The following is a 19787-nucleotide window of genomic DNA, read 5'->3' on the forward strand; positions in this document are numbered from 1 at the left end:
TCGCGCAATGTCGTGCGCGATAAATCGCGCCGCTACGGATCGTGCTGTTGTCTCAACTGACACACTTCCCGACCGCCACAACACAGCAGGCGCTTCCACACTTGCTTAGTGTAAAGCTTCACACTCCATTAACCCAGGGTGAAGCATGACTGAGCAATCCTTACTGGCCAGACTGTCGGGCGTCCGGCTGCATCTCTTCCATCCCGATGCGCAGAGCGTGCGCGCCTTCTGTGCGTCGTTGACGCAGCTCGGCTGTCAGGCGCAGCACAGCTGGCCATTACCGACACAGGCTCCCACTGACGTCCATCTGGTCATTGTGGCGGTTGAACCTCACTATCAGCAGACCCTGCTACCGTTATTACGCGCCTGGCGTCAGGCCAATATTCCGGTGATCGCGCTGGCCGATTGTCAAAATGCGCGCCTGTTTCCCCTGTTAATTGAACTGCAACCGACTGCCATCGCCGAACGCACCTTGAATCCCTTTGCATTGATTGTGCAGGTCATCGGCACCCTCCAGGCGACACGCCAGCACGCCCGGCAGCGGGTTAAAGTTAAAAGCGAGCGTCTGGCGCAGGCCAAGGGCATGCTGATGCGCGAATATGGACTGGATGAATCCGGGGCGTACCGCTTTATGCGCAGTGAAGCGATGAACACCCGCAGCAGCATGGAATATACCGCTGAACGGGTGATCAACAGCCTGCAAAAATAATCAGTTTTGCGGCTGGCGGATCAGGCTGCTGGGGGTGTAACCAAAGGCCTTGCGGAACGCGAGGCTGAAATGCGACATATCGCTAAACCCGTGATCCATCGCTACCTGGGTGATATTGCGCGCTTTACCTTCGGCCAGCACTTTGTGGCTCGCCAGCAGGCGCTCCTGCCAGACAAAATTCATCGGCGTGGTGCCATGAGCGGCAAACACCCGGCTGACGGTACGCGGGGAGACATGATGTGCGTTGGCAATTTGCGCCACTGACAATTCATGCTGATGCAGGTTTTGCCGCAGATAACTCACCACGCGCGAAAACAGGTCTGGCTTCAGCGCGGCATCGCTTTTCTGCAAATTCAGGCTGACCGAAATCATATTCAGCAGCGTGTTGGCAAACTGCTCCGTCAGAAACGCATTTTCGCGTTCGGCATTAAAGGTAAACGCCTCGGTCAGCATGTGTTTCAGCGAAGTCATACCCGGACGGCTAAGGTCCAGCGTTTTTCCTGCCAGCCGGGCGATAGCCGGTGCCTCTTTCTCAATCATCTGACGCGGCAGATGGACGATATTGATGGCGACATTCTCCATGGCAAAATCAAATGGGGTGGCGGCATCATAAATCACCACATCACCGGCATGGACGCGGGAATGGTTGTCATTCTGGCTTAAGGTGCCGGAACCGGCGCAAATATAGCCCAGATAGAAATCATGATTGGGATGGCGGCGAATGCACTCAGCCGTGCGTTGCCACACCAGCGCGGTACGCGAGATATGATTGGCGATATCCACATGCCCCAGCATCGAATAGCCGAAACTGCCAGAGAACTCTCCGGCGTGGGTTTGGCGTGCCTCGGCTTTGATCAAACGCGAGCAGACCGCGTCACGCCAGGCATCAAAGCGATGACGATTTTCCAGGTTATCGGTGGTGAAATTTTCTTTCATGACAACGTCCCCTAAACATGGCGAAAAGGGCGGAAGTGGAAAAAATAAAGCAATTATTGGGCCATGAAAGCGACAAAAGGCCGCCGCAGCGGCCAGTGAGGAGGTTACAGCGTCGGGTGTTGTTTATGCCAGTCGGTAACGTGCTGGTAGGCCCAGGCACCCTGAATCATGGTGGCTTCGGCAAAGTGCGCCGCCACCAGTTGGAAGCCAATCGGCGCACCAGCAGCGGTCATGCCACAGGGCAGAGTGATAGTGGGATGGCCGCTGGCATCGAATGCACTGGTATAGCGCAGCACGCCGTTAAACAGTGCCTGATCAGTACCAAAACGGGTCATGGTGTCCCAGGTTAAACCGGCAAAAGCGGTGGCCGGGGCCAGCAGCAAATCGACTTTGCTGAACAGGGCGGAGATGTCACCACGCAGCGCCGCCCGACTGAGCAGCAGGCGTTGATACTCCAGCGCCGTGACGCGATGGCCGAGATCGAGTAAACCCGCCAGCCCCGGACCGTATTGATCTTTTTGAGCCGGGTAGGTTGCTTCGTGCGCCAGTGCGGTTTCGACGGCACACAACGCGCTCCACTCCTCGGCGGCTTTTTCGGTCTCCGGCATGGTGATATCCACAAAGGTGGCACCCAACTCGCTCAGGGTCGCAATCGTCGCTTGCAATGCGGCGCGAGTCTCATCATCCACTTTGTCCAACGCCCAGCTTTTATCGAGGCCGATGCGCAGGTGGCTGACGCCGCGCGTCATCAGTGCCAGATAGTCCGGCACTGGCTCGCTGCTGGAGGTGGGATCTTTCTCGTCGCGCCCGGCAATGGCCTGCAACATGGCGGCAGCATCGGCGGCGGAACGCGCCATCGGGCCAATATGATCGAGCGAAGCTGCCAGTTCACAGGCACCGTGACGGGTGACGCGGCTCCAGGTGGGTTTGATGCCCGTCAAACCATTAGCGTTAGACGGAAAACGGATCGAGCCGCCGGTATCGGTACCGATGGCCCCGAAACACAGGCCCGCCGCCGTGGCGACGCCGGAGCCGCTGGAGGAGACGCCGGTCCACAGCGCGCTACCCCACGGGTTGGTCGGGCGGGTAATCTCTGGGTGGTGATCGGCGAAGGCGCTTTCGGTTTGCGCCAGTTTGCCGAGAATGACCGCCCCTGCCGCGCGGAAGCGCTCCACCACCGTCGAATCCTCCGCCGGATAGTGATCCTTATGAATGATCATGCCGTGAGTGGTGGGGGCGTCTTTGGTCCAGATCAGGTCTTTCAGCGCAATCGGCACCCCATGCAGCGGGCCACGAAGGATCCCACTGGCGATCTCCTGGTCGGCTTGGGCCGCCTGTTGCAGCGCGCTGTCGCGCATCACATAAAAATAGCTATGCAGTTGCTTATCCAGCGTATCAATTCGCGCCAGCAGGGCGTTGGTGACCTCTACCGAGGTGATGTCACGCGACTGAATCAGGCGGCCAATTTCCAGCAAACTTTTGTAATGCAGGTTGTTCATCGTGCGCTTACCTCACAGAGAAAGTGTTAAAGAACAACCTAAAGCAGACGTGATGGACGGGCTTTGTTAAGCCGGACAATCGTTGTGTCGGGAGTGACAAGGCAAATTAAGCCACCCCGGCCTGCTGGTGTCGCCACTCCTGAGTCCGTCCACCGTAGCCATAGGCGGCCGCGCGGGCGTCGATCAGGTGGATATAGCTGACCTCATGCAGATCCGGACGTAGCACCGCCAGTGCCTGATACAGCTCACGTACAAAACGCGCTTTCTCTGCCTTGGTGTTAGTTTCATCGGTGATGCTGATATCCAGATGAAAAGCGCTGCGTGCCAGGGTTTTCAGCGTTTCACCACCGATAAACCACTGGTCATCTGCAATGAACTGTACGGAGGTGGCCATTACCGGGCGATCTTTTCCCAGAACGGTTGCGGTCAGATCCTGAATGACCTGGACGGCTTGATGCATCAGCGGGGCGTTGTGCTCGCCTGATAACTGTAAAACGATATGCGGCATGTTTTCTTCCTCGTCATGTGAACTGAGAGGGAGTATTCCGCTTTCCTTTCCACCATAAAAGCAGGAAGATTGATTATCATCCATTAATAAAACCGTTGGATAAGATGAACACCTTCGATATGGAACAGTTGCGCAGCTTTGTGGCTGCGGTAGACGCCGGTAGTCTGACAGCCGCTGCACCGCAGCGTTGTCTGTCACAATCAGCACTGAGCGAGCAGTTGCGTAAACTGGAGCAACGGGCCAATCAAACTTTGCTGGTGCGCAGTAAAAGCGGCGTGACGCCAACCGCAGCCGGAGAGAAACTGTTGCATCATGCCCGCCATCTGCTGGCGCTGGCAGATTTGGCGTGGCGCGATTTGCAGGGAGTAACACTCAGCGGGGAGATTCGTCTGGGGATCACCGATTATTGCCGACCAGATGCTATCGTCGCGCTACTGGCACGTTATGCGCGTGACTATCCTCAACTTCGCTTGCGCACTACGATGGGCAAAAGTGCCGAAATCGATGCTGCATGGCAGCGTGGCGAGCTCGATCTGGCGGTGGTGATGCGGGTGCCTGGCTTTAGCCGGGCAGGGGACGCCAGACAGGAAAAGCGACTTTTTCGTGAACCGCTGCTATGGGTGGGGGCCGCCGGATTGTCGTTGGCGCAACCGCTGCCGCTGGTGTTGCTGCCGGAAGGGTGCATGCTGCACCGTGCAGCCTGTCAGGCGTTAAGTCGCGAGCATCAGGCCTGGTTTATCCGTCACATCTCCTCGGGCGTGCGTGGATTACAGGATGCGGTGGCGGCGGGGCTGGGTGTCGCGTGTCTGAATCGTTCGGCAATGCCGCGCGAAGGCGTAGTGGTGCTGCAACAACCTGTGTTACCGAGCCTGCCTGAAGCGGAATTTGTGCTGCTGAGTCGACCCGCAGAACACCGTGAGCAGGGGCAAATCTGCGTTGCCTTTGGTGAGATTTTGCAACAAACGCTGGCTTACTGATTAATCTGCCCCGAGGAGTAAAAATAATGATTGCGCGATTTCCCCTGGTCCTTATTAATAAAATAACATTGGATTGCGATATTTCTTCTTAGGAAAATGAGCACGCTGAAATACCTGCTTTCAGCGTGCTTTCTTTATCCGTATCTATTTATCTGAATAACAAAAAACCTTGTGCAGATATAGCATAACCTCACTATTTACTTGCTTCAGACCGCCTGATTATTATCCCTGCCAATCCGTTATTTCTGTTGTGAAATAAACCATGACGCAAACCTTAAGCAAAGATAACCCTGCTGCGGCGGTGTTAACCCATGATGCTGACGCGATCAATGCTGCCCGCCATCTGGCGGAGCAGGCCAAAGTCGGGGCAGTCGAGCGCGATCAGCAACGTATTTATCCGCGTGAACTCCTTAATCAATTTACGCAACTGGGCCTGGGCAGTATTAGCGTGCCGCGCCAGTTTGGTGGGGGAGGATTGTCATTCCAGACGGTGGCTGAAGTTTTTCGCCTTATTTCTGCCAGCGATCCTTCACTGGGACAAATTCCGCAAAATCATTTTGGTTTGATTCAGTTCATCCTTGGCGAAGGAACGTCGCACCAGCAGCAGCAATTATTGCGCGCGGTGGTCAACGGGCAACGCCTGGGTAACGGTGGCCCGGAGAAAAATACCCGGCATACCCGTGATGTGCAGGCGCAACTGGTGACAACGTCACAGGGGCTGCGCCTCACCGGCGAAAAATTCTACTCAACCGGTGCGTTGTTCGCCGACATTCTGGTGACCACGGCGCTTCAGGATCAACAGCAGCCGGTGATGGCGTTTATCCCACTGCCGGCGGCGGGGGTGGAGATTGTTGATGACTGGTCCGGTATCGGTCAGCGCACCACCGCCAGCGGCACCGTACGTTTGCAGCAAGTGGCAGTGGATGTGCAATGGGTCATCCCGCTGCCCGCGTCAGACAAACCCACGTTGCGCGGCGCGGTGTCGCAGTTGATTCAGGCCGCAATTGATGCCGGTATCGCCCAGGGGGCGCTGGATGATGCGCTGGAGTTTGTGCGCAGTAGCTCGCGTCCGTGGGTGGATGCGGGCGTCAGCCGTAATGCGGATGACCCCTACATTCTGGCCGATATTGGTCGTATCAGCACCGAACTGACGGCGGCCAATGCGCTGCTGGCGCACGCGGCGCGCGTGCTGGACGCTATCGATCAACCGTCACTGAACGCGGAAAACGGTGCACGGGCGTCGATTGCGGTGGCGGAAGCCAAGGTGCTGACCACGGAGGTGGCGCTGCGTGCCAGCGAGAAGCTGCTCGAATGGGGAGGCAGTCGCGCCACCTTGCTGCGGCATGGTCTGGATCGTCACTGGCGTAATGCGCGCACCCATACCCTGCACGATCCGGTGCGCTGGAAAACCCATGCCATCGGCAATTACTACCTCAATGATGCGCTGCCCGCGCGCCATGCCTGGATTTAAGGAGCGAACATGACGCAGGTTCAGCCTAAACTGCCCGCCACGCGGATTAACGATGCGCAGCAGGCGCTGGCGGTGGCACAGCAGCTGGCGGAGCAATTCCGACGTGATGCCGCGCTGCGCGATCGCGAACGTCAACTGCCGCATCATGAGCTGGCACAGTTTTTCGCCTCGGGTCTGGGGGCGATTACCGTGCCTCGGGCATTCGGTGGGATAGCCATCCCCTCGGCACAGTTGGCGGCGATTGTGGCCATCCTCAGTGAAGCGGATGCTGCTATCGGTCAGGTGCCACAAAACCATTTCTACGCGCTGGAAGTATTACGGGTTAACGGCAGCCCGGCGCAGCAGCAGCGGCTGTATGACGAAGTGCTGGCCGGGGTACATCTGGGCAATGCGCTGGCAGAGTTCAACTCGCCATCGGCGCACCAGCGCAGCACCCGTGTGACAGCGGGACGGCTTACCGGTAGCAAGTTTTACGCTACCGGCGCGTTGTTTGCTGACCGCATCCCCACCGCCGCGCGCGGTGATGACGACAAAGAACAGCTGGTCTTTGTCCCGCGCCATCAGGCGGGTGTCAGCGTGATTGATGACTGGAGCGGCTTTGGTCAGCGCACCACCGGCAGCGGCAGCGTGCAGTTTGTCGATGTCATCGTTAGCGATGAAGATGTGGTGCCATTTCAGACCGCGTTTGAACGGCCCACTGCCGTTGGTCCTTTTGCACAGATTCTGCATGCGGCAATCGATCAGGGTATCGCCCGTGCGGCCTTCAATGACATGCTCGATTTTCTGCGTAACCGCGCCCGTCCGTGGCCGGACAGCGGGGTTGAGCGCGCCAGCGACGATCCCTTGACGCTGGATCGTACCGGTCGTCTGGCCGCACGGTTATCCGCCGGAGATGCCCTGCTGGCGCTGGCGGGTGATGCGGTGGATCGGGCCCAGCAACACGCCACGGCAGAAAACGTGGCGGCGGCCTCAGTCACCGTGGCGCAAGCGCGTGCCTGGACCACCGAAGTCTCGCTGGAGGCGGGCAACCTGTTGTTTGAGTTGGGTGGATCGCGCGCCAGCCTGCGCGAACATAACTTCGACCGCCACTGGCGCAATGCACGCACCCATACCTTGCACGATCCGGTGCGCTGGAAATACCCGGCGATTGGTAACTACCTGTTGAACGGCGTGTTACCGCCGCGCCGGGGGACGCTATGAGTCAGCAGCATATCCTGCTTAACGCCTTCAATATGAATTGCGTCGGTCATATCCATCACGGCATGTGGACGCATCCGCAGGACAAATCGGTGGATTTCAACTCACTGGCCTACTGGACCGAGCTGGCGCAACTGCTGGAGCGCGGCCTGTTCGATGGCCTGTTTATCGCCGATATTCTGGGCGTGTATGACGTCTATCAGCAGGGTATCAACCTGACAGCCAGTGAGTCGATTCAGCTTCCGGTCAACGATCCGCTGATGCTGGTTTCGGCGATGGCGGGCGTCACGCAGCATCTGGGCTTCGGCGTCACCGCGAATCTGAGCTACGAAGCGCCGTATCCCTTTGCGCGTCGTCTGTCCACTCTCGACCATCTGACTGAGGGACGTATCGGCTGGAATATCGTGACCGGCTACCTCGACAGCGCGGCGCGTGCCGTGGGGCAGCGCGAACTGCTGGCACACGATCGTCGTTACGATCAGGCTGATGAGTTTCTGGATGTCAGTTATCAATTGTGGGAGGGCAGTTGGCAGGATGACGCGCTGGTGGTGGACCGCCAGCGGCGCTTATATGCCGATGCGCAGAAAATTCATCACATCAATCATCAGGGCGAATTTTACCAGGTGCAGGGTTATCACCTCAGCAGCCCGTCACCGCAACGCACGCCACTGCTGTTTCAGGCGGGTAGCTCGCCACGCGGTATCCAATTTGCGGCGCGTCATGCCGAATGCAGCTTTGTCAACGCCAGCTCCCCGGCACTGATGCGCCAGCAGACTCAGCGTCTGCGCCAGGCCGCAGTCGATGCCGGGCGGCGCGCCGACGATTTGCGCATCTTTATGGGTGTCAGCGTGATTGTTGCTCCCAGCGAACGCGAGGCGCAGGAGAAGCATCGCAGCTACCTCGAATACGCCAGCCCGGAAGCGGGCATCGCTCATTTCTCCAGCTCAATTGGGCTGGATTTGGCGGCTTTCGGACTCGATGAACCCATTACCAGCGATGACACGCGGGCGATTGAATCGGTAAGCAAAGCCTATAGCGGTTGGACGCGGCGGCGCTTGTTGGAACAGCACGCGATGGGTAGTCGCTACCCCCTGATTGTGGGGAACCCGTCGCAGGTGGCGGATCAACTGATCCACTGGATCGACGAGGGCGATATTGATGGATTTAACCTGACGCGCATTCTCAACCCGCAAAGTTACCGTGACTTTATCGATTTGGTCGTGCCGGAACTGCAACAACGTGGACGCTTTAAGACCGCCTACCAGCCCGGCTCACTGCGTAAAAAGATTTTTCAGCAACAGGATCGTCTGCCTGACCGCCATCCGGCGGCGCAGTGGCGACCTGCCGCCAACCGTCGTTAATCCATTTACCTCAGGGAATTATCATGAAAATTTCATTAAAACTGGCAGCCGCGTTGCTGGCCGTAAGCGCACTGGCGCATGCCGCCAATTACAGCGGGCCGCTGAAAGTCGGCACCACCGCCGCCTTTGCGCCACCGCTCGAAACTGCCGTGGCAGAGGCGAAAAAACAGGGACTGGAGGTCCAACTGGTGGAGTTTACCGACTGGACCGCGCCTAATGTCAGCGTGGAAAATGGTGACATCGACGTTAACCTGTTCCAGCACAAACCTTTCCTTGAGAACGCCAATAAAGAGGGCGGTTTCCACCTGGTGCCTTATGCGCCAGCCATTATTAATAACATCGGCCTGTACTCGAAAAAACATACCTCGCTGGACCAGATTCCCCAGGGCGGTACGGTGGCGATTGCCAATGACCCGATTAACGGCGCGCGTGGTCTGCTGCTGTTGCAGAAGGCCGGGTTGATCACCCTGAAGCCTGGCGTGGGGCTGAAAGCCACCGTCGATGATATTGCCAGCAACCCGAAAGATTTGAAGATTATTGAGGTGGAAGCGGTACAACTGTCGCGTTCACTGGACGAGGTCGATTTGGCGCAGGGCTACCCGCATTATCTGCGTCTGGCAAAAACCATTGATCCGGAAAAAGCGCTGCTGTTTGACGGGCTGGAACACCCGGAATATGTGATCCAGTTTGTGATTCGTGACGGTCATCAGGACGACCCGCGTCTGGCGAAGTTTGTGGATATCTATCAGCATTCGCCAGTGGTGCGCGCCAAACTGGATAGCTTTTACGGCAAACTGTATCAGCCGGGCTGGAGCCAGTAATCATGGTGAGCCTGACGTTACCCGGTGAGCAGGATGCTGTGCTGGAGCCTGCGCACGAAGGATCGGGTAAGGCGCATGTACAGATACTGGGCCTGAGCAAACGCTATGCCGGACAGACGCAGGACGCGTTAAAAAACATTAACTTGCAGGTTAAACGCGGCGAGATTTTCGGCATTATCGGACGTAGCGGTGCCGGTAAATCGACCTTGATCCGCTGCCTCAATCGGCTTGAAGCACCGAGTGCCGGGCAGGTGGTGATAGATGGCATCGACATCGGTACTTTGCGTGACCGGGAGCTGGTGCAGTGGCGACGCCGCACCGGCATGATTTTTCAGCACTTCAATCTGCTGTCGGCGAAGACGGTGCGGGAAAACATTGAGCTGCCAATGAAAGTCGCCGGGGTGCCTGCCGCCGAGCGTCAGCGCAAAGTCGATGAACTGCTGGCGCTGGTGGGGCTGGAGCAGCGTCAGCACGCCTGGCCTGCTCAGCTCTCTGGCGGCCAAAAGCAACGGGTCGGTATCGCACGCGCGCTGGTACATGACCCGGAATTGTTGTTGTGTGATGAGGCTACATCGGCACTTGACCCGGAAACCACCCGCGCCATTCTCGCGCTGCTGAAGAAGATCAATCAGCAGCGCCATATCACCATTGTGTTGATCACCCATGAGATGGATGTCGTGCATGACTTATGTCATCAGGTGGCGGTGATTGATCAAGGCGAAATCATCGAACGTGGCCCGGTGTGGCGTGTGTATAGCGACCCGCAACAGGAGACGACCCGACAGCTCCTTAACCCACAACATCAGGCATTACCGGAATATCTTGTGCCGTTGCTGACGTCGCAACGCCAGAATACGCAGTCGCGCCTGCTGGTTCGGTTGCGCTACACCGGTCAGGGGGCTTCGCCGGATCTTGGTGCACTCAGCCGTCGGCTCGCAGGTGAGGTTACGTTGCTGTTCAGCGCGATTGAATGGGTGGAAAACAAAGCGACCGGCCAGCTGTTGTTGTTGCTGGATACCAGCCATGACCGCGCGGCGACACAGCAGGCATTAAACGGCATCGCCGACCAACTGGAGATTGCAGGATATGTCACTGGGCTTTGAACGTTTGTGGACCGGATTGTTGGACACGCTGTTGATGGTTGGCGTGTCGTCGCTGTTTGCGCTGGCGCTGGGATTGCCGATGGCGGTGATCCTTGTGGTGACCGGACGTGGCGATCTGTTCCCCAATCCCTTGTTGAACCGGTTGTTGGGCTGGGTGGTGAATCTGTTTCGCTCCATCCCGTTTCTGATCCTGATGGTGGCGCTGATCCCTTTTACCCGCTGGGTCGTTGGCACCACCTACGGCGTATGGGCGGCAACGGTGCCACTGACCCTGGCGGCCACGCCGTTTTTCGCGCGTATTGCCGAGGTGAGTTTACGCGAAGTGGACAAAGGATTGACCGAAGCAGCGCAGGCGATGGGGTTCCACCGCTGGCATATCGTCTGGCATGTGTTGCTGCCGGAAGCGCGACCAGGCATCGTCAGCGGTTTTACCATCACGTTAGTCACAATGATCAACGCCTCTGCTATGGCCGGAGCGATTGGCGCGGGTGGACTGGGTGACCTGGCATATCGCTACGGTTATCAGCGCTTTGATATGCAGGTGATGCTGACGGTGATTGTGGTGCTGGTGGCACTGGTCACGCTGTTGCAATTCTTTGGTGACCGTTTATCGCGTCGTCTCAATCATCGTTAACGAATCGTCAGCTGGCTGAGTGTCTCAAGCAGCGCATCCACTTTTGGCAGCAGTTGCTTGCGGCGCGGCCATACCAGCGTCAGCATCAGGCCATCAGGTTGATGGGCGGGCAGGATAATCTCCAGTTCGCCGCGCGCCAGCGGTTCGCGTATTAGCCAGGAGGGCATCTGCGCAACGCCCAGTCCGGCGCACACCGCCTGAACCTGTGCATCCACATCTCCCATCGCCATACGGTGCGGTACGCTGCGCCATTGCACATGACCATCCTCCGCTTGCAGCAACCAGGGTTTGGTACTGCCATCGATGCGCTCGTATAAAATCGCCGGATGTTGCAACAGGGCGTGGCTGTTGGTGGGACGACCGGCGCGCGCCAGATAATCCGGTGCAGCGCAGAACACCATGCGTTCGCGCCCCATCTGACGGCAGGCGAGTGAGACCGGAATATTCGGCGTATCGCCAATACGCACCGCCACATCAATCCCTTCATCGAACAGATCCACCATCCGATCGGAAAAACGCAGGCTCAGTTCCAGTTCAGGATGTTGCTGGCAAAACGGCACCAGCAGAGGCATCACTGCCAGACGACCATAAGTGTTGGGCACCGCCAGCCGTAATTTGCCAGAGGGTATGCTGCGCTGAGCCGCCAGCACTGCCTCGGCCTCTGCCAGTTCTTCCATAATGCGGAGACAGGTCTGGTAGTAAGCATTACCGGCATCGGTCAGCTTCAGACTGCGCGTGGTACGTTCCAGCAGTCGGGAGCCGAGGCGTGTTTCCAGCCGGGTGACGCTTTTGCTCACCGCCGAGCCGGTGATATGCAGGCGTTCTGCCGCCGCTGCAAAGCTGCCGCATTCGATGCTGGCAACAAAGGGGACGATATCTTTCAGACGTTGATCGTGCATCTATTCATGAACTCAGGTTGTGAATGATGTGAATTAATGCCAGAGATGAGAATTCAATTCTTCATTACGCTAATGATTACGCAAACTGAGGAGAAATGAAATGCAGAAGCAGGCGTTAATTGTTGGTATCAGCGGCGTGATTGGTCGTGCGCTGGCCGAGAAACTGTTACGTGAAGGTTGGCAGGTGACCGGGTTGTCGCGTGGGCGTGGCGCAGTGCCAGAAGGATGCCACAGCCTGACCGCAGATCTGACCGATGCCGTAGCAGTACGTCAGGCATTGGCTGGAGTGAAGCCGGATGCGGTGTTCTTCAGCGTCTGGGCGCGGCAGGCAAATGAGAAAGAGAACATTCGCGTTAACGGTGCGATGGTGCGCAACGTCATTGAGGCGCTGGGCGAGCGGTTGCACGGTGCACATGTGGCGCTGGTGACCGGGTTGAAACACTATCTCGGGCCATTCGAAGCCTATGGCAAAGGGGCGGTGCCGGTTACGCCGTTCCGCGAGGAGCAGGGGCGTCAGCCGGTCGATAATTTCTATTACGCGCAGGAGGATGAGATCTTTGCCGGTGCGGAGAAATACGGTTACCGCTGGAGCGTGCACCGTCCTCATACCATTATCGGTTATGCCCTCGGCAACGCGATGAACATGGGCCAGACGCTGGCGGTGTATGCCACGTTGTGTCGCGAAAAGGGCTGGCCGTTTATTTTTCCCGGCTCACCGGAACAGTGGCACGGCGTATCGGATGTCACCGATGCCGGTTTGCTAGCTGAGCAACTGGTATGGGCGGCGACCGCACCGACGGCAGCCAATCAGGACTTCAACGCGGTGAACGGCGACGTTTTCCGCTGGAACTGGCTGTGGCCGCGTCTGGCGGCGTATTTTGGTATTGAAGCCGCCGACTATCCGCCACAGATGATGCCGTTGGAAGGACGTATGCAGGCAGCAACTGACGCATGGCGCGAGATTGCGCAGCGTGACGGATTGCGCGAGGCGGATATCGATAAGTTGGTTTCATGGTGGCATACCGATGCCGATTTAGGCCGTCCGATGGAAGCTTTTACCGATATGAGCAAGAGTCGCAAAGCCGGGTTTATTGGCTATCAAAGTACGCTGGATGCGTTTGTTCAGTTGTTCGAAAAGCTCAAAGCGGAGCGGGTAATTCCATAACGTTACATAAGAAGTTGTCACGGATCGCATAACTGGAAAAAAAGCACGAGTTAGCGCAGCGGCATGGACAAAAATTTGGGATAAGTCAGACGGTTGGATTAAAATCGCGGCGGGTGCTTGAGGCTTTCTGCCTTAAGCATTTGCCAACGGCAGAAAGAGAAAAGCCCCAGTTAACATAGGACGTCTTGCAGGACGTTTTACATTAAACTGAGGCCACTTCCAAATCCCAGACGCATTTAAAGTAGCCTCTTACGGACCCTCGGGTCAAGGAGACGTAGGCTATGAAGCAGCATATGGCGCGGATTGTCGCCCTGATCGTTATCTGTACCGCCGTTGTAATGGCGGTGCTGGTTTTGAGGAAAGACCTTTGTGAGGTCCGCATCCGAACTGGCGATACGGAGGTTGCTGTTTTCACAGCTTGTGAATCTGTCAAGTAAGAGAGCCGGCGGGGAGCGATCCCCGCCAACTCTTTAGGTTGTTACGGCTGGCCTCAATGCACCCGCTCCTCAACATTTACCTTATCGCCACCCAACGTTTCCCCACCAGTACCGTCAGGACCACAATGCTGGCAATCGCTGCCAGATGCATAAAAAAATCCACCTTATGCAGGTGCACCGGATGGCAAAACGCCAGCAGCGTTACCGCCATGCAGGCGACCCCGAATCCGGCCATTGCCAGGCTGCGAACCGGATTTAGCGCCCGGGTGCGCCGCAGGCTGGCAATCATCATCACCATCATCGGCGTGCTGACCACCAGCAGAAAGGTATAACAGTTGGTGCCGTCCCCGACATGCAGCGGCGGCTCGACGCGGGGAATATTCAGGATACTGAGTGCCAGCCACAGCAAACCCAGCGGCAGCAAGGCTTTCCAGCTGATGCTACGGCGTCCGGCAATGCTCATATTAAAGGCGCTACTGATCGCCAGCCAACCGAGCAGGAACGCCAGCGCCAGTTGCACCATTGCCCAGTGCGCACCGGGTTGTGACCAGTCCGTCAGGCTGCGTTGTACCAGCAGGCTGGCGAGCACGCCGCATGGCCATGCAATCGCCAGCCAGACCAGCACGCGCCACCGGGTGGGTAACGGGCGCTTCACCGGCTGTGCGGCCTGGCTGAGTTTTTCTATCAACAGGTTGTGGTCAGTCATGATGTGCTCCAAAGCGGCGTAAATTGGTCAGCGCGCGATGCAGTAACGATTTCACTGCGGCGACGCTCAGGTTGTTATGTGCAGCCGCTTCCATCAGGCTCATTTCGCGTAAATGGACATGTTCGACAATCTCCCGCTGGCGTGAAGGCAGTTGGCGCAAATAGCCGGCCAGCTCCTCCTGTGAATCCTGACGCGGTGGCGTCGTAGGGGCAGGCACGTCAGCCAGATGATCGTCGGCCACCTCCCAGCGTTGATGCCGTCCACGACGGCGCAACGCATCCACGGCGCGTGCCGAAATAATCGCCATCAGCCAGGGTAAGAACGGATACGCGGGATCGTAGGTATGACGTACCCGATGCACCGTTAGCAGCACATCCTGAATGACGTCTTCGATCAGCGCGTCGTCAGCGAGCTGTTTTCGTACCTGCGATCGAATCACCGGCACCAGCGCTTTCAGCAGTCGGGTATATGCCGACTGGTCGCCCGCCTGCGCCCGTTCCATCAGTGCAGGCCAGTTGTCGCGCTCGGTATCGCTTGTATCCATATTCCGCCTTGTTGGGTCAGGCTTTTTTGTTCGCCGCCTGAGTCAGCGCATCAACCACAATGCCGGGGGTAAGCACCTGCGGCAGTACTTTTGGCGGCCCGCCATTGGCCGGATATACCAGATACATCGGCAGACCGCCCTGGCCGAACTCACCCAGTGCGTCATCGACATCGGGGTTAAATTTGGTGGAATCAGCCACCATGTAGACGGTGCCGGTTTTTGCCAGCGCCTCTTTCACGGCCTGGGTTGATAGCGAGGTTTTCTCGTTAACCTGACAGGTTATACACCAGGATGCGGTGAAATCGACAAAAATGGCTTTACCGTGCCCGCGCTGCTCGGCGAGGGTTTGCGGCGTCCATTTTTCTTTGGTCAGGGTGGCGGCAACCTGATCGCCTGGCAATGCGGCTCCTGGCTTAATCATCCCCGGCAGAGGGGCCAGTACCGCCATCACCAGCACGGCGGTGATGGCAAACAGCACCTTATGGCCTTTGCCGGTAAAACGGCGTTTCTGCGCCATGCCGTATAACCATCCGGCAAAACTCAACACCACCGAACCGGCCAGCAAGGTTGCCAACGCGCCACTGCCTGCCTGCTGTGCCAGGATCCACACCAGCCAGGCATAAGCGCCAAACATTGGAAAGGCGAGGCCGCGTTTCAGAATATCCATCCAGGCGCCAGGACGCGGCAGGAATTTTGCCAGCGCCGGAAACAACGACACCAGGGTAAAAGGGGCAGCAAACCCGAGCGCCAACGCAAAGAAGATCACCAGCGCTATGGCCGGGGGCTGGACCAGTGCATAGCCGATGGCACTCGCCATAAACGGCGCAGCACAAGGGGTGGCGACGATGATCGCCAGCGCACCGGTCAGGGCTGAGCGCACAAAGGCACCGCGTCCGATATCGATCGCGCCGACCTGCTGTACCGACAGACCCACTTCAAACACGCCCAACAGATTGAGGGCTGCCGCGAGAATCACCAACGCCAGCAGAGCGATCACCAGGGGGGATTGCAGCTGGAAACCCCAGCCCACAGCCGCACCACCGGCGCGCGCTGCCAGCAAGATACCTGCCAGTGCCATCATGGTCACCACCACACCGAGCAAAAACGCCAGTCCTTCACGGCGGGCGCTGGCGCTGTTATCGGCATGGCGTAGCAGACCCAGTGCTTTCAGCGAAACCACCGGGAAAACGCAGGGCATAAAGTTAAGAATAATGCCGCCAATAAAGGCGGCCAGCATGGCGGTTAACATCGCTGGCCTCGTCGATTAGTTAGTCGCGGTTTGCGGGTGGGCGTCGCTGTACTGCTTCACGGCTGCAAGGGCTTTCTCGATATGGGTATCGGGGTTTCTGTCAGTATAACTCAGCAAAATGTCGCCATTTGGTGCGATCACGTAGGAGGTTCTGTCAGACAGCGTCTTGCCCTTCATCTGCATGGTGGTCTGATATTCCGCCGCCACTTTGGCTCCCGGATCGGCCGCTACCGTGAATTTATCGCGACACTCCAGTTTCGAGAAGTCGCTGACCTGGTCGGTATTTCCGGCAGTGACGCCCACCACCGTCGCCCCCATTTTTTTGAAGCTATCGGTAGCTTCAGCAAAATCATGGGCTTCGAGGGTACAACCTTTACTGAACGCGGCCGGGAAGAAGTAAAGCACCACCGGACCTTTCTGCAACGCCTGTTGCAGTGAGAAGGTCAGCGGTTTACCCGCCAGCGCGCCTTGCAGTTCAAAGTTGGGGGCTTTGGCTCCGACCGGCAGCGCGGCCAGCGCCGAGCTGGAGAGGCCCAACGCGGCAGCCATAGTCAGGGTACAAACGAGATGTTTCATGCGTTTCATTATCTGCTCCTGCGGGGTTGAGGGTATTCCGGTTGTGTGACGCTGTTAATTCAGTTCGCTGGAGCTGTCAGGAAAGTTTCGGTGTGAATAAATTTTTTTTGCGGGTGGGTCAATCTGCGGAAAAAAGTGCCGATAACAGGGCTGTGATTTTTTATGCGGGTAGAAAAGGGAGAAAATTTCAATGCGTGTTACACATAAAATCAGCCTGGTGGCGCTGATGTTGTTTTCATCATCAACCTTCGCGGCACCCATAGACGGGGTGGTTAGCGAGCCATTTAAAGTCGACAACGAAGTTATCTGTCTGAAGGAAATTCAGCAGCAGATGACGCCGTATCTTAAATCCTTCGAAGAAGAGAAGGGCGTTAAATATAAATTTATCGTCAAATCCGGGCTGAGTTATCAAGAGATGGCGGGTTTACGTCTGGAAGTTAAACGTATTGATGGCGGATTGAACGATCACATCGCCGATATGGATTATTACTGGGTGCAGGAGCGTGGCAGCATGTGCCAGCCCGCTTATCTTATTCTCGACAGAACAGAGAAATAACTATCCACGGCTGTGACTGGCGCGTGGTTGTTGGCAGAACGTTTATTGCTGCAATCGCGCCAGCATGCGCAGGCTATTGGAAAACAATGCGTCGGCGATACGTGGTGGAAAATCAGCCGGTAAAATACGCTCTACCTGGTGGATCGCGGTGGGTAATTGCGCAATAAAGAAATCAATAATGTCCACCATCCGGTTTGGGTCGAAATTCACCGCTTTGGCGGTTGCGATAAAGTGACGCGGGAATATTTTATCGATCTCCATTTTTTTGCCTTTCGTCGCTTTCAGTCCCATCGCCAGTTTCAGGTCACGGATATTTAATCCCGTACCGCCCAGCACAGGATAAGCAGAGATGACATCATAGAAAGGCGTCAACCGATAGCTACCGCCTCTTTCAATAAATACCGAGAAGTTTTTCGCATGTCCGTCTGTGGCGCCAATCAGCCATTGGAAGACCTGGAATTTCATAAATGCATCACGATCTTCCAGTGCCTGGCTCGATCCCATCAGGAACGCCATGATATCGGCAATGCCTGGACCACCATCAGATTCATACTTCAGAGCAGAAGGCAGCCCAAAGGTTTGGCACATGTCCTCCTGGGGTAAACGCAGGAGTTGTGTTTTGTGGGCATTCCAACGGCGATCAAAACGCTCCACCGCCAGGGCACGGATATTACCGGCATGAATAATGGTGGCCGCAGGCACATTGAAACCGAGCGCACGGGCAAGGGCCAGACAGGCATATTCATTCTCAACACTTTCGCGCATATCCAACGTGGCGAAGGGTTGTTTAATCTCGCCAATTGGTAATTTAATGATATGTGAGGTGGGGGTGGAGCCGTGCGGGATACTCCAGCCTTCGGCAGTTTTCAACAATGCCGTTTTTTCCTGGGCACCCGCCACCGAAATGCGAAAATCTTCTTCATCCCGGATCATACCGAGCGGTATATCCGCCTGGTATGCCGATAAAACGCGGATCAGTTTCTCTTCATTGAGCGTTTCATACTGTAAACCCTGGTTCGAAGGGAAACTGTCTGTGGGGAGTAACATCACGGCACCCACGCTGTCTTTGCCAACTTCACGCAACAGGTCAAAAGGTTGGCGTGATTTTGCCCTGTAACGGGCAACAATCCGGTCGCGAATTAAGGGACTATCTGGCAGCAGGTTATCAAAATAGTTGATAACGCTCTCTGAAGTGATAACAGGCAATTGCAGCGGCAGGGACAATGAAAGTGGGCGTGCGAGCCGGTTATCCAGCCAACTCTCGGCATACTGGAAGGTATGCGCACCATTGCTTTGTCGGGTGAACACGCCAACACGTTCACCATTCATCCATGCCATCAACGCCTGTTTCACCAGTCATTCTCCTGATCGTAAATCGCTGGTGTTTCGTTTGCCTCAAGCTTCTCGTAGATATCCAGCTTCAGTTCGAGGGATTGCAGGATCTTAAATAGCGTCGCCAGGGTTGTCAGGTCGGGATTATTTTCAAAATGGGAGATGGTGGCTTGTTTCAACCCCACTTTTTTGGCGAGTTGCGTCTGCGTCCACTGATTTTTCTGCCGTATCAACCGGACGTGGTTAGCAAGTTGTTTTGGACTATAAATCATCGTGAATCCTTACAGTATTCAGGATCGGGCTGGGCAGATAACGGATTATCCCCTGGTCAGGATATCATCCAAACTATCCCTCCTGGAGGATAAAGTCAAGATTATCCCCTTTGGAGGATAATGATATATTTATCCCCTAAAGGGGATAGGCGCAGTGAGCACCTTTTACTTATAACCCCAACTAAACTCCCTATGTCCTGTGCAGCGGGGCGCTCTGCTATAACAACACCCGTTATGTTAATGAGCACGGACCCCGTTTATGGATATTCGTAAAATCAAAAAACTGATCGAGCTGGTGGAAGAGTCCGGCATTGCTGAGCTGGAAATCGCGGAGGGTGAAGAGTCGGTTCGCATCAGCCGTTCACCTGCCAATATCAGCTACCCGGTGCAGCAGCAGGCCTATGCTGCGCCTGTGATGCAACCCGCCGCCGCTGTCCCCGTTACCGCTCCGGTAGCGGAAGTCGCTAAACCTGACATCAGCGGTCATATCGTACGCTCACCGATGGTCGGCACCTTCTATCGTACCCCAAGCCCGGACGCGAAAGCCTTTATCGAAGTCGGCCAGAAAGTTAACGTCGGCGACACCCTGTGCATCGTTGAAGCGATGAAAATGATGAACCAGATCGAAGCCGATAAATCCGGCGTGGTGAAAGCGATTCTGGTGGAAAGTGGCCAGCCGGTTGAATTTGACGAGCCGCTGGTTGTCATCGAATAACGAGGCGAACCATGCTGGATAAAATTGTCATTGCTAACCGCGGTGAGATCGCGCTGCGCATTCTGCGTGCCTGTAAAGAGCTGGGCATCAAGACTGTGGCGGTTCACTCCACGGCAGACC

At 56.6% G+C, this 19787-nt stretch carries 23 protein-coding genes; 13 read left to right on the plus strand and 10 right to left on the minus strand.

Annotated features, from left to right (window positions below):
• The first annotated feature begins 145 nt into the window (after positions 1-145).
• Positions 146-709: an ANTAR domain-containing response regulator gene (locus CTZ24_RS21325; protein WP_208726392.1), complete on the plus strand. Its 564-nt coding sequence runs from the start codon at positions 146-148 to the stop codon at positions 707-709.
• Here CTZ24_RS21325 and CTZ24_RS21330 read toward each other — a convergent pair whose 3' ends face one another.
• The 3 genes from CTZ24_RS21330 to CTZ24_RS21340 all read right to left on the minus strand — a co-directional run bounded on the left by CTZ24_RS21330 (position 710) and on the right by CTZ24_RS21340 (position 3652).
• Positions 710-1645 (minus strand): helix-turn-helix domain-containing protein, encoded by a 936-nt coding sequence (locus tag CTZ24_RS21330; protein ID WP_208726394.1) that lies wholly within the window; start codon positions 1643-1645, stop codon positions 710-712.
• Positions 1646-1749: 104 nt separating this feature from the next.
• Positions 1750-3144: an amidase gene (locus CTZ24_RS21335; protein WP_208726396.1), complete on the minus strand. Its 1395-nt coding sequence runs from the start codon at positions 3142-3144 to the stop codon at positions 1750-1752.
• 106 nt (positions 3145-3250) lie between these two features.
• Positions 3251-3652 (minus strand): tautomerase family protein, encoded by a 402-nt coding sequence (locus CTZ24_RS21340; RefSeq protein WP_208726398.1) that lies wholly within the window; start codon positions 3650-3652, stop codon positions 3251-3253.
• 104 nt (positions 3653-3756) lie between these two features.
• Between CTZ24_RS21340 and CTZ24_RS21345 the strand changes: the two genes are divergently transcribed.
• The 7 genes from CTZ24_RS21345 (at position 3757) to CTZ24_RS21375 (ending at position 11216) form a co-directional block, all read left to right on the plus strand.
• A complete protein-coding gene (locus CTZ24_RS21345; protein WP_208726400.1) occupies positions 3757-4629 on the plus strand; it encodes a LysR family transcriptional regulator in 873 nt (290 codons plus the stop codon).
• A 262-nt stretch (positions 4630-4891) separates the two neighbouring features.
• Entirely contained in the window at positions 4892-6100 is a 1209-nt protein-coding gene (locus CTZ24_RS21350) for an SfnB family sulfur acquisition oxidoreductase (RefSeq protein ID WP_208726402.1), read from the plus strand.
• A gap of 9 nt (positions 6101-6109) precedes the next feature.
• Positions 6110-7300 carry an SfnB family sulfur acquisition oxidoreductase gene (locus CTZ24_RS21355; protein ID WP_208726404.1) on the plus strand — a complete coding sequence of 397 codons (1191 nt, stop codon included), beginning with the start codon at positions 6110-6112 and terminating at the stop codon, positions 7298-7300.
• Entirely contained in the window at positions 7297-8658 is a 1362-nt protein-coding gene (locus tag CTZ24_RS21360; RefSeq protein WP_208726406.1) for an LLM class flavin-dependent oxidoreductase, read from the plus strand. Before CTZ24_RS21355 ends, CTZ24_RS21360 begins: the two co-directional genes overlap by 4 nt.
• A 23-nt stretch (positions 8659-8681) precedes the next feature.
• Positions 8682-9479, plus strand: coding sequence for a MetQ/NlpA family ABC transporter substrate-binding protein (locus CTZ24_RS21365; protein WP_208726408.1), 798 nt, complete (start codon positions 8682-8684; stop codon positions 9477-9479).
• A 2-nt stretch (positions 9480-9481) separates the two neighbouring features.
• A complete protein-coding gene (locus tag CTZ24_RS21370; RefSeq protein ID WP_208726410.1) occupies positions 9482-10582 on the plus strand; it encodes a methionine ABC transporter ATP-binding protein in 1101 nt (366 codons plus the stop codon).
• Positions 10566-11216: a methionine ABC transporter permease gene (locus tag CTZ24_RS21375; protein WP_208726411.1), complete on the plus strand. Its 651-nt coding sequence runs from the start codon at positions 10566-10568 to the stop codon at positions 11214-11216. Before CTZ24_RS21370 ends, CTZ24_RS21375 begins: the two co-directional genes overlap by 17 nt.
• On the opposite strand, the gene CTZ24_RS21380 is transcribed toward CTZ24_RS21375, so the two are convergent.
• Positions 11213-12115: a LysR family transcriptional regulator gene (locus tag CTZ24_RS21380; RefSeq protein WP_208726413.1), complete on the minus strand. Its 903-nt coding sequence runs from the start codon at positions 12113-12115 to the stop codon at positions 11213-11215. The genes CTZ24_RS21375 and CTZ24_RS21380 overlap by 4 nt on opposite strands.
• 100 nt (positions 12116-12215) lie before the next feature.
• Here CTZ24_RS21380 and CTZ24_RS21385 point away from each other — a divergent pair, with 100 nt between their 5' ends.
• Both CTZ24_RS21385 and CTZ24_RS21390 read left to right on the plus strand, forming a co-directional pair.
• A complete protein-coding gene (locus CTZ24_RS21385; protein ID WP_208726415.1) occupies positions 12216-13280 on the plus strand; it encodes an SDR family oxidoreductase in 1065 nt (354 codons plus the stop codon).
• Between the two features lie 281 nt (positions 13281-13561).
• Positions 13562-13717 carry a Hok/Gef family protein gene (locus CTZ24_RS21390; RefSeq protein ID WP_013511466.1) on the plus strand — a complete coding sequence of 52 codons (156 nt, stop codon included), beginning with the start codon at positions 13562-13564 and terminating at the stop codon, positions 13715-13717.
• 76 nt (positions 13718-13793) lie between these two features.
• Here CTZ24_RS21390 and CTZ24_RS21395 read toward each other — a convergent pair whose 3' ends face one another.
• Genes CTZ24_RS21395 through CTZ24_RS21410 form a run of 4 tightly spaced genes read right to left on the minus strand, consistent with a single transcriptional unit; the run spans position 13794 to position 16801 of the window.
• Positions 13794-14423 carry an NrsF family protein gene (locus CTZ24_RS21395; protein WP_208726417.1) on the minus strand — a complete coding sequence of 210 codons (630 nt, stop codon included), beginning with the start codon at positions 14421-14423 and terminating at the stop codon, positions 13794-13796.
• Complete coding sequence (locus CTZ24_RS21400; protein ID WP_208726420.1) at positions 14416-14967, minus strand: sigma-70 family RNA polymerase sigma factor; 552 nt, start codon at positions 14965-14967, stop codon at positions 14416-14418. Before CTZ24_RS21400 ends, CTZ24_RS21395 begins: the two co-directional genes overlap by 8 nt.
• A gap of 16 nt (positions 14968-14983) precedes the next feature.
• Positions 14984-16216 (minus strand): protein-disulfide reductase DsbD family protein, encoded by a 1233-nt coding sequence (locus CTZ24_RS21405; protein WP_208726423.1) that lies wholly within the window; start codon positions 16214-16216, stop codon positions 14984-14986.
• Positions 16217-16231: 15 nt separating this feature from the next.
• A complete protein-coding gene (locus tag CTZ24_RS21410) occupies positions 16232-16801 on the minus strand; it encodes a peroxiredoxin (RefSeq protein WP_208726426.1) in 570 nt (189 codons plus the stop codon).
• A 181-nt stretch (positions 16802-16982) separates the two neighbouring features.
• Between CTZ24_RS21410 and CTZ24_RS21415 the strand changes: the two genes are divergently transcribed.
• Entirely contained in the window at positions 16983-17348 is a 366-nt protein-coding gene (locus CTZ24_RS21415; protein WP_208726428.1) for a hypothetical protein, read from the plus strand.
• A 42-nt stretch (positions 17349-17390) separates the two neighbouring features.
• Here CTZ24_RS21415 and CTZ24_RS21420 read toward each other — a convergent pair whose 3' ends face one another.
• Complete coding sequence (locus CTZ24_RS21420) at positions 17391-18686, minus strand: type II toxin-antitoxin system HipA family toxin (RefSeq protein WP_208726578.1); 1296 nt, start codon at positions 18684-18686, stop codon at positions 17391-17393.
• Between the two features lie 11 nt (positions 18687-18697).
• Positions 18698-18952: a type II toxin-antitoxin system antitoxin HipB gene (hipB, locus tag CTZ24_RS21425; protein WP_208726431.1), complete on the minus strand. Its 255-nt coding sequence runs from the start codon at positions 18950-18952 to the stop codon at positions 18698-18700.
• Between the two features lie 259 nt (positions 18953-19211).
• Between hipB and accB the strand changes: the two genes are divergently transcribed.
• A complete protein-coding gene (gene accB, locus CTZ24_RS21430) occupies positions 19212-19667 on the plus strand; it encodes an acetyl-CoA carboxylase biotin carboxyl carrier protein (protein ID WP_208726434.1) in 456 nt (151 codons plus the stop codon).
• An 11-nt stretch (positions 19668-19678) separates the two neighbouring features.
• A partial coding sequence (locus CTZ24_RS21435) for a biotin carboxylase N-terminal domain-containing protein (RefSeq protein WP_153070697.1) occupies positions 19679-19787 on the plus strand: 109 nt, incomplete at its 3' end.

The sequence above is a fragment of the Pantoea phytobeneficialis genome (genome assembly GCF_009728735.1).
In the GTDB taxonomy this organism is placed as follows: Bacteria; Pseudomonadota; Gammaproteobacteria; order Enterobacterales; family Enterobacteriaceae; genus Pantoea; species Pantoea phytobeneficialis.